This window comes from Variovorax sp. UC74_104 (assembly GCF_044055375.1).
GTDB lineage: Bacteria > Pseudomonadota > Gammaproteobacteria > Burkholderiales > Burkholderiaceae_C > Variovorax.
This window is the reverse complement of the sequence record NZ_CP171978.1, coordinates 5188247-5200367: the sequence shown is the minus strand read 5'-3', so window position 1 is coordinate 5200367 and position 12121 is coordinate 5188247. Positions and strand designations below refer to the sequence as shown.

Annotated in this window: 13 protein-coding genes and 1 pseudogene; 5 read left to right on the top strand and 9 right to left on the bottom strand. The window is 60.9% G+C overall.

From position 1 onward, the window contains the following. Window positions 1-68: 68 nt before the first annotated feature. Window positions 69-1040, bottom strand: a pseudogene (locus ACHMXA_RS24395) (McrC family protein); the annotation flags it as partial. Window positions 1041-1462: 422 nt separating this feature from the next. Beyond that, window positions 1463-2179 carry a hypothetical protein gene (locus tag ACHMXA_RS24390; protein ID WP_395316608.1) on the bottom strand — a complete coding sequence of 239 codons (717 nt, stop codon included), beginning with the start codon at window positions 2177-2179 and terminating at the stop codon, window positions 1463-1465. A gap of 385 nt (window positions 2180-2564) precedes the next feature. Here ACHMXA_RS24390 and ACHMXA_RS24385 point away from each other — a divergent pair, with 385 nt between their 5' ends. Further along, complete coding sequence (locus ACHMXA_RS24385; RefSeq protein ID WP_395316607.1) at window positions 2565-2828, top strand: hypothetical protein; 264 nt, start codon at window positions 2565-2567, stop codon at window positions 2826-2828. Window positions 2829-2846: 18 nt separating this feature from the next. Next, window positions 2847-3203: a MarR family winged helix-turn-helix transcriptional regulator gene (locus ACHMXA_RS24380; RefSeq protein ID WP_395316606.1), complete on the top strand. Its 357-nt coding sequence runs from the start codon at window positions 2847-2849 to the stop codon at window positions 3201-3203. Between the two features lie 55 nt (window positions 3204-3258). Here ACHMXA_RS24380 and ACHMXA_RS24375 read toward each other — a convergent pair whose 3' ends face one another. The 5 genes from ACHMXA_RS24375 to ACHMXA_RS24355 form a co-directional block, all read right to left on the bottom strand. Further along, window positions 3259-3882 (bottom strand): hypothetical protein, encoded by a 624-nt coding sequence (locus ACHMXA_RS24375; protein ID WP_395316605.1) that lies wholly within the window; start codon window positions 3880-3882, stop codon window positions 3259-3261. 322 nt (window positions 3883-4204) lie between these two features. Then, complete coding sequence (locus tag ACHMXA_RS24370) at window positions 4205-4681, bottom strand: DUF4145 domain-containing protein (protein WP_395316604.1); 477 nt, start codon at window positions 4679-4681, stop codon at window positions 4205-4207. Between the two features lie 359 nt (window positions 4682-5040). Then, window positions 5041-6600: an IS66 family transposase gene (gene tnpC, locus ACHMXA_RS24365; RefSeq protein ID WP_395316603.1), complete on the bottom strand. Its 1560-nt coding sequence runs from the start codon at window positions 6598-6600 to the stop codon at window positions 5041-5043. Window positions 6601-6635: 35 nt separating this feature from the next. Continuing rightward, a complete protein-coding gene (tnpB, locus tag ACHMXA_RS24360) occupies window positions 6636-6986 on the bottom strand; it encodes an IS66 family insertion sequence element accessory protein TnpB (protein ID WP_395316602.1) in 351 nt (116 codons plus the stop codon). Continuing rightward, entirely contained in the window at window positions 6962-7477 is a 516-nt protein-coding gene (locus ACHMXA_RS24355) for a transposase (RefSeq protein WP_395316601.1), read from the bottom strand. Before ACHMXA_RS24355 ends, tnpB begins: the two co-directional genes overlap by 25 nt. 202 nt (window positions 7478-7679) lie before the next feature. Here ACHMXA_RS24355 and ACHMXA_RS24350 point away from each other — a divergent pair, with 202 nt between their 5' ends. Beyond that, window positions 7680-8264: a recombinase family protein gene (locus tag ACHMXA_RS24350; protein WP_395316600.1), complete on the top strand. Its 585-nt coding sequence runs from the start codon at window positions 7680-7682 to the stop codon at window positions 8262-8264. Window positions 8265-8287: 23 nt separating this feature from the next. Here the strand turns inward: ACHMXA_RS24350 and ACHMXA_RS24345 are convergent, their stop codons facing one another. Continuing rightward, window positions 8288-8761 carry a hypothetical protein gene (locus ACHMXA_RS24345; RefSeq protein ID WP_395316599.1) on the bottom strand — a complete coding sequence of 158 codons (474 nt, stop codon included), beginning with the start codon at window positions 8759-8761 and terminating at the stop codon, window positions 8288-8290. A gap of 678 nt (window positions 8762-9439) precedes the next feature. Further along, window positions 9440-9691: a hypothetical protein gene (locus tag ACHMXA_RS24340; RefSeq protein WP_395316598.1), complete on the bottom strand. Its 252-nt coding sequence runs from the start codon at window positions 9689-9691 to the stop codon at window positions 9440-9442. Between ACHMXA_RS24340 and istA the strand changes: the two genes are divergently transcribed. Together istA and istB are read left to right on the top strand one after the other, a co-directional pair. After that, window positions 9684-11216, top strand: coding sequence for an IS21 family transposase (gene istA / locus ACHMXA_RS24335; protein WP_395316597.1), 1533 nt, complete (start codon window positions 9684-9686; stop codon window positions 11214-11216). The genes ACHMXA_RS24340 and istA overlap by 8 nt on opposite strands. Then, the gene (istB, locus tag ACHMXA_RS24330) at window positions 11209-12105 is read left to right on the top strand and encodes an IS21-like element helper ATPase IstB (RefSeq protein ID WP_093083094.1); all 897 of its coding nucleotides are present in this window, start codon (window positions 11209-11211) and stop codon (window positions 12103-12105) included. Before istA ends, istB begins: the two co-directional genes overlap by 8 nt. Window positions 12106-12121: the final 16 nt, after the last annotated feature.

Below are 12121 nucleotides of genomic sequence, written 5' to 3'. Positions count from 1 at the left end.
GCTCGTTTCGAGATCGTTCGTCAAAACCCCTGGAGTTTGTAGGCGCACAAGACCGCCTGACGTGACCGTCAAGCCACGAACTCTTCCGCATCGCTCAGCATCATCGTCTTGACTGGCGCCTCGTCTGGAACAGAAAGCCGCCGCGACTTCAGGCAGAACGGCAATACCCAGAGCCGCAAGCCACCCGTCTTGGGGAACTCGAACACTGGCAGTGGCTGGGCGAACGCGTCAGTCTTTGGATAGATCAACACGACGTCGCCCACGCCATCCAGGTAACTCTGACCGTAGGCCTGTAGTTGGTAAAAGTCAGCTTGCGACAAGCCGTACTTGTCCGTGCCATTTGCTTTCAGGCCATCCAACAGCTTCCACTTGGTGTCCAGCACCAACTTGTCGCGACCGGCGTCACGAATCAAAAGATCCGGTTTCAGCCGAAACCAGTTCTGCTTGCAATGGCGAACCAGGTGGTGATTGCGGGCCTGAGTCTTGAGGACCAGCGGCCAGGCCAGCTGTCTTGCCAGATGCTTGGCAACGAAGGCCTCGAACACTGCCTCCATCGGAAACAGCAACGACGGCGCACTGTGCCCGCCCGTGCCCGTCAACGGCGACCTCTCTTCGAGGATGAGCCGGCACCAAGCCAACGCATCCTCGTAGTGTCCCATTCCCCGATCCAAGCGCGCACGTTGAAAGTCAGCTCGGGGTTGTGTTGACACTGGAACATCCGCGAACACGAACTCTAGTTCGCGCGCCAGTTGCTGGTTGTCCTGTGACCTAGTCAATGTCAGGACGCGCCGCAATGCGGCGTGCATCAGACGGTTTTCGGGTCGATCGACCGAAAACTCGTCGTGTTCGGTGAAGAAACGGTCCGCCCGAAATAGGTTCTGCCGCAAGTGTGACGCCATCAGCAGCTTGCCTCTCAGCGCGAAGAGGTTGTCTTGCCTGCCGGAATAGTCACCGCGCAGACCGTGCTTAACAACGTGTTCGATCGCGCGCAAAAACTCTGCAATGAACACCTCCAGCAGCGGCATGCGCGCCGCCGATAAACGCTTGCAATTGTTCGAGTGAGCGCCTCAAGGACCGCGCGGATGATGCCTACGAAAAACTGGATTGGAGTTGCGCGGGCGTACGAGCGCACCGCGTTGCCCACTGAAGCGGGTGTCCTTGGCGGAGGAGAAGGCATTCCTCTTGAGCGGCGGGGGCTGGCGCGGTGCATTACTGTGGGGGCCTCATAGTGAGGCAGGGCACGTCGAACTGGCGAACTTGCAAGAGAAGCCCTGTACGACTGCCCACGCAGACCAAAAAAAGCCCGCTATCTTTTGGATAGCGGGCTTTTAATTTTGGTGCCGGAGAGATGCCTGAAGGCATCCTGTCGAGGCCACCAAGTGATTGATTCGTAAGGGGTGCCAGCGCGATAGCGGATTGCAACTACCACCGAAACTACCACAAAACACGAAAGGGGGCGCGGTCAGCGTGTTCCGAGGAGGAGTGCTGCGGCCTGTGAGATTTGTGTCAGGCCAACTGCGACAGTGATGACATTCGCCATCGCATAGAGATTGTCGAGAACCCGTCTACCGATCTCATGATCCGTAAGGAAGCTCGCATACTGCTTGTCCAGGGCCGCGTGACCAAGCGTACTCTCCAGCGAATCAAGGAGCGGCAGTGCACCAGTGAGACGGTACTCGTCGATTGAAACGATAATTTTTCGCAGGTGTCTCCCGAGATACTTTTTGATTTCGGCGGGCTGATCCGAATCAAGGACGTCACCGACGATTTTTTCGAGTTCCTCGCGGATCGCTCGAAGATCTTCACCCGCAACCATCTTAGTTGTCGTCCTCTGCTGCAAAAGGGTGGCCGACAATTTCAGGTAAGTGATGGTGTGATCATCAATGTGATCGATGAATGTTTGCCATGGTCCGTGAAGCTGCTGTGATGCAAATGCAGTAACTATTTGGTTCTGCCAGTGCGCCCACGTGGCGTCCTCGGTCGGGTAAAGCTCCTGTAGCGCGGTCACAGCTGCTTGAGGTAACTCCATTACTTTTCCGAGCCGTGACATTAGCAACGCCTCGCTGCCGTTGCTATCAAGTATTTCTGTCCACGCTGTCCGGCATGTGGTTGATCGTTCTAGCCTCTTTCCATTTTGGAGAAGGGCGAGCAAGCGGGCTGCCGGGTTGTCATAGTTCATGGCTGCTCAATTCCGGTGCGAGGATTTTCTTTAGGCGGCGCAGCGTACACGCGGCCGACCGATCTAAAGGGGGTATTGCGTCTTCTGCTCAAAAGAAGTTCGACGCCCGACTGGGTTCTAAACTTCCATTGCACAGCCGCAGGCATCGTAGCAGGGCTGTAAAGGGGCAGGGAGGGAGGTCGTTTCGATGGCGAGATGTTCTCAGAAACGAGAGCATTGAAGTTGCGCTGAGGGCGGGGCGCCTCGCTGTTTCCCGCTTCAAAATCGACTCTATCACAGCCGTTTTCTAGGCGTGGTTCCGCGTATGGCGATGGCCTGTCTTCCTGGCGATCATTCGGCCCGTCACGTCAAACCCGGCGCGGCCTAACCATGAAGAAATCACCCTATGGCGTTCGACCCTCAAAACGATTTTCCCCTCGACATCGAAACCGACCTCGCTGCTGCTGAGGTTCGTTACCTCAGGGCTTCGCTCCTAGCGGGTGCGGTGGCATGCATCGCTAACGATATGCAGGAATGGGAGTCATACTGGTCGCTGCCTAGCGAGGAAGTGTTCCGCGAGGTCGAGCCGTTCTACAACAACGAAGAACCCAGTAGCTCGGAAACGGCGGCGACTTTCCTCCTCCTTGTGCGCGAAGCTGTGTGTCATTGAGAGATGCGGGATACGCGCATGGCCGATCAGACACCGCCTGATGTCGCAACCTGTCCGCCCTCCTTGAGCGTCGGACTGCTGAGCTACGAGCGGGTGACCTCCGAGATGCGCAAGGCGGCGCCCGGGATCACCGCCGAGCAAATTCAGACGTTCATCGCGGTCCTGCGCAAGGGGCGATGCTCGCAGATCGAGATTTGCAGAATCACCGGCTTTACGAGGCAAGCTACATCGCGGCACGTAGCGAAGTTGGTGAAGGCTGGACTCCTCGTCCAGCGTCGAGACCCGGAGAGCGGCAGACGCCAAGTGGTCCGCCTCACGGCCCTTGGTCGGCTTGTTCCCGCAGCGCTCAACGGCATCTCAAGAAGATTGAACTGAGCCCATCACCTGGGCTCGTAATCGCGCCCGCTACGGAGCGTCGACCCGCGAACAGCTACAGAAACTTGTCGATCAATTCGACGGCCCGTCGCGCCCGCTTGGCGTACAGCACGAAGTATTCATCGACGCTCCGCACGGCAATATCGTGGTTGACCGATGGGAGGTCCTTGAATGTCAGTTCATTGAAGTACCGCGATTGGTCCACGGCATCTTCAATGAAGCTCATCGCAGCCTTCAACTCCAGCAGAGTGCGTTGCGCTTCAGTGCTAAAGCTCCAGAGGGCTGAGACCCTCGCGTCTAGAAGTGGCGTGGCATAGTTCTGCAATCGGATTGATTGACCTTCTTTTCCTGCAACACGGTGGGCGACCGCATCAAACTGCTCGTCTGATAGCTTAAGCAGCATTTCCAACGCAGGGCGAATCTTGTCGTCTTCGCGGGTGGACAGATGCTCCAAGGTCCAACGGATTTTCTCCTTCGTTTGCGTTCCAAGATGGTCCTCTACTCCATGGGCCGCCAGAACCAGCCGCTCCCGAAGTTGCCGCAGTTCTTCACGGATTGCAGCGCGGCCCAACTTGTTTTCGCGCCTTCGCTTAATGCCGTCAACGATGACCGGCGATAGAAGGCCCAGGAGCCACCCCAGGAACAAGAGTACGTACTTCTCGATTGAATCGTCAGTCATTCGCGCGGTGTCTCCCCATTGAGTCGGTTTTGCTTTTGGTCCAAAAATGCGAAAGCCCCCTCGAAGAAATCCGGGCGGCGAATCCCCCCCTGGCCCCCTCGTGCGCACCCACCCGCGTACCGCGCCCGTCAACGCAGGCGGACCGCGTGGGCACCCGCTGGCGCGTATATGTTGGTCTCGCAGTCTGAGTGGCGGGGCGCTATCGACGCCGCCTCGGCTACTTGTTCTGCAGGGGCACGCGCAGACACTCTGAATTCCACCTATGCACCGGCCATCGGGGGCTATAGCCGGACGATGAATCAGAAGCGGGGGATGTCGCAGCCTAGCTCGCGCTCGGCTTTCGCCTTGCTTCTCGTCGCTCCCGTGCGAGGTTTACTCGTGCAGGCTCGGTAAACATCCGCTCTAGAAGTGTGATCGTGAAGTCAAGTAGGTCATCAACTTCTTCAGCGGTTATTGTTCCTGCATGCGCACCATCGTTCCCGTCTTCCTTGACGGCGTGGGATAAGTCTCTGAGGTCTTCGGGCAGTATGTTGTTGTCGAAAAGCCAAGGGAGACGTAGCCCAAGATCGCGCCGGGTCTTGTAGTTAGGGACTGCTGTTTCGCCTGCGACGATGGGTGGCAGCTTGTCGCGAGTGGCGAGATCAAGGCACAACCGAAACATGGTCGCTGACGCGTTGTAGCAGCCCACAGATTTACACGTGACGGCCTCCCGAAAAACCGCATCGATGCTCTCCGGAAGGTGTTCAGGCGGAGCTTCAGCTGCAACATCCTTGATAGATACGTAGCCGTCGATACTCATGAAAGCGTTCACTGAGCCCGCATGGGAGGCGAGCTTCTCCGCACTGGCGAAGATTTCACGCGCAAAGTACTCGGAAGCCGTCAGTATGAAGACCGTGGCCCTATGGCAATGTCGGCAGACGCAAAAAGTCTCGTAACTCCGTTGCCATTCGACGCCACGGATGCCGATGAACGAAGCTCGCGAGAGCGCGAAGGTGATTTTCTTACTGCCACACCGTGGGCAGTCGGTAACTAGCTCTGACATAGTGTGGACAAGTAGTTAGAGGTGCTGATTGTCTGCGATGGGGGCGTCCGAAATCGTAAGCCGTCAATAAACCACGCCCTTGCGCGCGGTGTCGGAATCGACGTGCACGGGGTGGTCTACGGCGAGCCGAGCTCGATGTTCCAGGGCAACAGCGCCTCGTAGTCGTCGACGGTCTGTGCCAGCGGCAGCTTCTTGAACAGCGCGACGAGGTAGCGGTAGGGCTCGACGTTGTTGGCCTTGGCCGTCTCGATCAGCGAGTACAGGTTGGCACTGGCGTTCGCGCCGCCCACGGTGTCGGCGAACAACCAGCTTCGTCTTCCAACGACGAAGGGCCGGATCGCGTTCTCCACCGGGTTGGAGTCCAGCGGCCAGGTTCCGTTGTCCAGGAACCGCACGAGCTTGGGCCACTGCCCATGCAGGTAGTGCAGTGCTTCGCCCAGCAGGCTCGACGGCGCAACGCTGTGCAGGTGCGTGAGCAGCAACCGCTCGATGTTGCGCACAACGGCGGCGCTGTAGCGCGAACGCAGCCGCAGCCGACGCGCGGGCGTCCAGTCCTTGGCCAGTGCCTCCGCGCGGTACAGCTTGCCAATGAGCCGCACGAACCGGGTCGCGAGCTGGTCGAGCGAACGAGCTGCCTTCGGGATGGCCTCCTCGGCCTTGATCAGCGGTCGGCGCGCGTGAACCCAGCATCCAAGATGCGTGAGGCCACCGGCCTTCGCGATGCCGTTGTAGACCTCGTAGCCGTCGGTGATGAGCGTGGTGCCGGGGCGGATGCCGGCATACAGTTTCTCGGCGTGCACGGCGCCGCGCCCCGGCGCATAGGCGAACAGCCGTACCGGTGGACCCGTGCCATTCATCTGCGCCCACATGTAGCTCTTCGTCTGGGCTTTCCTTCCGGGCTCCTTGAGCACCTGGACCGTGGTCTCGTCACCGTAGATCAGGTCCGAGTCGAGCAGGTGATCGCGCAGCAGGTTGATGACGGGCTGCACAGCCCGGCCGATGCGCACGACGCCAGAGGCCAGGGTGTTGCTCACGATGTCGCCACCGAAGCGGCGCAGCAGCGCGGCCGTGCGGTACAGCGGCATGCCGAACTGATACTTGCCGGTGATGACCCAGGCTTGGGCCTGCTCGGTGAGCAGCCCGCGAGGGATGATGCGCGCCGGCGCCGGTGCGACCTTCAGGCTCTGATCGCAGCAGGGACATGCGTACTTGATGCGGTGGTGCTGCAGCACGCGCACCTGTTCGGGAATGACATCCATCTGCTCGCTGATCTCGGAGCCGATCTCCACCAGCGCGTGTCCGTCGTGTGCGCACACGCGCTGGGCCTCGGGCAGCTCGTGGCGCACGATCTCGCGCGGCAGCGCGGGGTCCAGCGGCTTGCGTCCGCGCTTTTTGCGCTGATGCCCGGCGACCGGTGTCGATTCCTCTTCGTCAGTCTCGGCCTGCGGTGCCTGATCAGTGGGCGCGAGTGCTTCGGCCTCGTTGAGGAACAGATCCTTCTGCTCGGTGCCGCGCGCTTCGCTCTTGGCGGCGAACAGCTGGCGCTGCAGCGACCTCAACCGTTCGAGCGCCAAGTCCCGTTCGGTGGTCGCAATACGAAGCGCGCCGGCCAGCGCATCGCGCTCGGCGATGAGGCCAGCGAGTTCTTCAGCGGTGATGGTGGCAGGCGTGGACACGCCAGCTTGGATCGGCGTGCCCCAGCATTGTTCCGTCAGGCCACGCTGCAATAGCGCAGATGGGGGTGGCGTTGCACCACCGCGATGTCGATGCCTTCCAGCAACCAGTGCAGTTGCTCGGCCGTCAGCGCCGGAACCGCCTCGGCCGAGGGCCAGATGAACCTGTCCTTCTCCAGCCGCTTGAGCAACAGCCAGAAGCCGTTGCGCTCCCAACCCAGGATCTTCACCCGGTCGCGCCTGCGGTTGCTGAACACGTAGGCGCACGATGCGAACGGATCCAGGCCCAGCGCCTGCTCCACCAGCACCGCCAGGCCGTTGATGCTCAGCCGGAAGTCCACCGGCTCGCGATGCAGGTAGACCTTCAGCCCTTCGTCGAAGCGGAACATGGCAATCGGCTCAACATCTGCACCAGCGTCGGCAATTCCTGCAAGCTCGTCTCGCCGAGATCGAGCTGCACACCGTTGGGCAGCCGCACCTGCAAACCGACCATCGGAGTCGGTGTCGCCAAGGGGCTCTCATCCGGGATCACCGCCACGGCCGTGGCAGGTGTGTGGGCTACCGCGGGCACAGCCACCGCACGCTCGCGCTGCGGCGGATCCTGTTCGCCCTCCACGTGTACGGCAACGAATGCCGCATCTTGCGTTCGCGCGATGTCGCCCGCCGACACTTGGGCGCTTCGCCTCTGGTAAGCCGCGATCCAGGTCCTCAGCAGGTTCGTGTTGACACCGTGCTCCATCGCCATGCGTGCCACCGACACTCCCTGCTTGAGACAGGCAACGATCAACTCCCTCTTGGCGGATTCGTCGTAGACGCCGCGACCGTCACTCTTGCGCCCCACAACCAACCGGCCTCTCAACTCTGCGTACTGCTCTGTCATGTCTACGTGTCCATGTTGCTATACATGGGCACGTAGCCTCACAGCTCATTGCTCCCTGAACAAGGGCGTGGTTAATTGACGGCTTACCCGAAATCGACCAAATACGGACACCCTCTGCAGCGATGTCCAAAAGATAGCTTTGCGCAATTTAGGACATGTGCGATGATTCGGACATCCTTTCCGTACATCAAGAGGCCCCTCTATGTCCCGCGTGTTCGCCTACTGCCGTGTCTCTACTACCGAGCAGACCACCGACAACCAAGTACAGGAGATCGCTGCTGCGGGCTTCAGTGTCACCCCTCAGCGCACCGTCGCGGAAACCGTGTCGGGCTCAGTAGCGGCCTCCGAGCGGGCTGGGTTCAGGATGCTTCTGAACAAGCTGGAGGCTGGCGACGTCCTGGTGGTCACCAAGCTGGACCGCCTTGGGCGCAACGCGATGGATGTCCGGGGAACGGTAGAGGGTCTCTCAGGGATGGGCGTGCGCGTCCATTGCTTGGCGCTCGGCGGGGTGGACCTGACGAGTCCTGCAGGGAAGATGACGATGGGCGTTATCGCCGCCGTCGCGGAATTCGAGCGAGACCTTTTGATCGAACGGACTCAGGCTGGCCTCGCTCGGGCAAAGTCCGAAGGGAAGATGCTCGGCAGGCCGCAGGCTTTGCGGGGCCGTGAAATTGACGATGTGCGCGAGCGTCTTGCGGCGGGTGAGAGCGTTGCAGCGATTGCCAGGGCGTTCAGTACCAGTCGGCAGACCATCATGCGGATTCGAGACGCAGCCGCGCCTGTCTGAATCTGTCGGGGCTGCCGTAGCGGTTACCGATTCATTTCAGCAGCGTCGGTGGCTGCCGCCGATCTGGCTCGCCGCCAGGATGGGACACAGGCGAGCACCACGATTGAGACAACCGATGCGCTCGCCAGCAGCGACAGCCAGAAATTGGGCAATTGCGTGGTCGGCATCACTGGTTCCAACTTCGCCAGAAGTTGAAGCGAGAACGAGACGACGAGGAATCCTGCTCCGTATCTGAAGTCAGCTTTTTGCTGTCCGAGTTCTGCTACCTGTTGTTGGCCGCCGTCATAGAACGAGCCGGCAATAATTCGGAGTGATTCGCTTTTGATCGTCAGCACCCCGTAGCTAAACGCTCCTCCGCTCGCCAAACCGAAGAACAGACCCGTGAAATCAAAAAACTGCGCAACGGTCAAGGCTAGCTCCCATGGATTAAGACGTGCATTGTTAGTCACGATCTTGGTCGATTCTCCTCCGAACTGTTCGCCTGCGGATTTGCCCACTCATTAGGTAGAACCAGCAGTCCGACACCGCCAAGGCCGGGCCTCCTCGATTAACCCCTTCATTTGGTGGTCACCCGGCCGTGCTCGGGAAACCACAAACCATGGCGATTGCGGCCCTCACTTGGTGACACGCGCCGTTGCCATGCGCCGGAGATCAGCCCCCTCCAACTTCACCGGATATGCATCCGCCCCGGTGATAAGACCTAGAACCCTGAGGTCCCGGAAGGACCGTGGGGGTTTGGGGGCGAGGCGGAGCCTCCTTAAAGACATCCTGAAGATGTCCCGAGGGTGCATCTCTCATGAGGATGATCTAAAGAAATCAAACCATAGAGATACACCTGAAGGTAACCCAGTTGATTCCTATGCAACGCCTTCGGCGTAAGACCAACTGCCGTCCTTCAAGCGCTCCCTCCGGTAAGGACTTCTTCATGGTCTCACCCTTGGACGCGATCCCCCTCAGGGGCCCTATCGACAGCGACTTGATACCCCCTTGGGGCATCTTCCCGTGATTCCAAGTCGCTGCCGATAGGCCGCCCTCTGCGTCCTCCTCCGAGCCCCCACGCCTCTCCGGTGTCGGGGCTTTTTCTTTGTCTCTCCACTTCATACGAGCTTGTAATGGCACAACACATTCCGCGCGTGCATCGCGTTTTCTCCCTCCCGCTACCCCAGTGGGACCACCTAAAAGTCTTTCAGCGAGACCTCCAGAGAGCCGCCGATGTTGAGGCTGGTGTGGTCGCCCGCGAGGGTGATCCACATTGGGTCACAGGCAGCAATGCGCTGACTCATCTCCTCCACCTCAGCGGCATGTTTGTTAGTGCCAGCGCAATCTTGACCAGCTAAACCGCAAAGTGCCAATCCAAAATTGACCAGGGTGTTCCACTGACCTGCTGAGAATTTCAGCAGGGGATTCAAGGTGATCACCATGGACATGATTGGCAAGGTCAGGCGCATGAGGCTGCGCGACCAACTCTCCCTTAGCGAGATCGCAAAGCGCACGGGCCTGTCGCGCAATACGGTCAAGAAGTGGCTCAAGGCGCCCAGCGATGTGGTGCCGAAGTACGAGCGGGTGAAGCTCGACGGCAAGCTCACGGCGTTCGAACCGGCCTTACATCAAGCGCTCACGACCGACAGCCATCGCCCCAAGCATGGAAGGCGCAGCGGCCGTGCACTGTTTGCCCAGATACAGGCGCAGGGCTACCGCGGCGGCTACAGCGCCGTCACCGACTACATCCGGCGCTGGCGGGTGGAGTCGGCAGCCAGTCCGGCCAAGGCGTTCGTTCCGATGAGCTTCGAGCTGGGCGAGGCCTTCCAGTTCGACTGGAGCGTCGAAGCCATGGTCGTCGGCGGCGTGTTCTACAACGTGCAAGTGGCGCACCTGAAGCTGTGCGCCAGCCGGGCCTTCTGGCTGGTGGCCTACCCCAGCCAGGGCCACGAGATGCTGTTCGATGCGCACACCCGCTCGTTCCAGGCACTCGGCGGCGTCACCCGGCGCGGCATCTACGACAACATGCGCACCGCCGTGGACAAGGTGCAGCGCGGCAAGCAGCGCACCGTCAACGCCCGCTTCGCTGCCATGTGCAGCCACTACCTGTTCGACCCCGACTTCTGCAACGTCGCCTCGGGTTGGGAGAAGGGGGTGGTCGAGAAGAACGTGCAGGACAGCCGCCGGCGCATCTGGATCGAAGCCGCGACCCGGCGCTTCGGCTCGTTCATCGAACTCAATGCCTGGCTGAGCGAGCGGTGTCGTTCGGTGTGGAGTGATACCACGCACCCGATCCACCGGCAGTTCACCGTGGCCGAGATGTGGGAGCTGGAGAAGCCTCACCTCATGTCCATGCCTGCTCCCTTCGACGGCTACGTCGAGCGGCTGGCCCGGGTCAGCAGCACCTGCCTGGTGGCCGCCGCGCGCAACCGTTACTCCGTGCCGTGCGAGTGGGCCGGCCACATCGTCAGCACCCGCGTCTATCCCGAGCGAATCGATGTGGCGGCCGCGGACGCCGTCGTGGCCAGCCATGCCCGGCTGCCGGGCAGCGGCCAGACCAGCTACGACTGGCAGCACTACATTGAGCTGGTGCAGCGCAAGCCGGGCGCGTTGCGCAACGGCACGCCGTTCCTGGACCTGCCGGCGCCGTTGCTGCGCTTGCGCCAGTCGCTGCTCAGGCACCCTGGAGGAGACCGGGTCATGGCACAGGTGCTGGCTGTGGTGCCGCAGGCCGGGCTGGAGGCGGTGCTGGTGGCCATCGAGCTGGTGCTCGAAGGCAGAGCGCCCAGCGGCAGCATCAGCGTGGAGCACGTGCGCAACGTGCTGGCTCGCTTGAACAGCCCGGCCACGCCAGACCAAGCGCAGACGTCCTTGCGACTCACCCAGGCGCCCAAGGCCGACACCGCGCGCTACGACCGGCTGCGCCCCACCCACCAGGATCATCTGGACGGACAGGAGGTCGGCCATGCGTGAGACCTCCAGCGATGTACAGGCTCAGCTGAAGGCACTGCGGCTCAACGGCATGGCCACGGCCTGGGCCGATCTGACGGAGCAAGGCGGCGATACGACCCTGGCCGCATCGCGCTGGCTGGTGGAGCACCTGCTGCAGGCCGAAGATGCTGACAGGGCCATGCGTTCCATTGCTCACCAGATGAAGTCAGCGCGCTTCCCCATGCACCGTGACCTGGCCGGGTTCGACTTCACCGTCTCGCAGGTCGACCGCGCGTTGATCCAGAAACTGGCGGACCTGTCGTTCACGCAGGATGCGCAGAATGTGGTGCTGGTCGGTGGCCCAGGCACTGGCAAGACCCACCTGGCCACGGCGTTGGGGATTGCCGGGCTCACCCGGCACGCGAAGCGAGTGCGGTTCTACTCCACGGTCGATCTGGTCAATGCCCTGGAGCATGAGAAGAGTCAGGGACGTGCCGGACGCATCGCCATGAGTCTGGTGCGCATGGACCTGGTCGTGCTCGACGAGTTGGGTTACCTGCCGTTCAGCCAGGCCGGTGGTGCCTTGTTGTTCCACCTACTGTCCAAGCTGTACGAGCACACCAGCGTGATGATCACCACCAACTTGACCTTCGGGGAGTGGTCCAGTGTGTTCGGCGACGCCAAGATGACCACGGCGCTGCTGGATCGCTTGACCCATCACTGCCACATCATCGAGACGGGCAATGAGTCCTACCGCTTCCGCCACAGCACGCGCGAAGCCAAGGGGCGCATCAAGACGCGTGAACAGACCAGGAAGGCAGCGGCCGCCCAGGTGAGCGAGGTCGCGGAGGAAGGGGCCTCGCCTGACGGCTCGGAAGTACCAACAACCGGTTCAAGAAAAGGAGGACCTACCGAGGCATCCAACCTATAGTTATCCACAGTTGGCT

Coding starts and splice junctions, on each gene's coding strand:
- ACHMXA_RS24370 (WP_395316604.1), bottom strand. CDS start 4,681: ATGAGTATCGACGGCTACGTATCTATCAAGGATGTTGCAGCTGAAGCT.
- ACHMXA_RS24385 (WP_395316607.1), top strand. CDS start 2,565: ATGGCGTTCGACCCTCAAAACGATTTTCCCCTCGACATCGAAACCGAC.
- ACHMXA_RS24375 (WP_395316605.1), bottom strand. CDS start 3,882: ATGACTGACGATTCAATCGAGAAGTACGTACTCTTGTTCCTGGGGTGG.
- tnpB (WP_395316602.1), bottom strand. CDS start 6,986: ATGTTCCGCTTCGACGAAGGGCTGAAGGTCTACCTGCATCGCGAGCCG.
- ACHMXA_RS24380 (WP_395316606.1), top strand. CDS start 2,847: ATGGCCGATCAGACACCGCCTGATGTCGCAACCTGTCCGCCCTCCTTG.
- istA (WP_395316597.1), top strand. CDS start 9,684: ATGGACATGATTGGCAAGGTCAGGCGCATGAGGCTGCGCGACCAACTC.
- ACHMXA_RS24350 (WP_395316600.1), top strand. CDS start 7,680: ATGTCCCGCGTGTTCGCCTACTGCCGTGTCTCTACTACCGAGCAGACC.
- ACHMXA_RS24390 (WP_395316608.1), bottom strand. CDS start 2,179: ATGAACTATGACAACCCGGCAGCCCGCTTGCTCGCCCTTCTCCAAAAT.
- istB (WP_093083094.1), top strand. CDS start 11,209: ATGCGTGAGACCTCCAGCGATGTACAGGCTCAGCTGAAGGCACTGCGG.
- ACHMXA_RS24340 (WP_395316598.1), bottom strand. CDS start 9,691: ATGTCCATGGTGATCACCTTGAATCCCCTGCTGAAATTCTCAGCAGGT.
- ACHMXA_RS24355 (WP_395316601.1), bottom strand. CDS start 7,477: ATGACAGAGCAGTACGCAGAGTTGAGAGGCCGGTTGGTTGTGGGGCGC.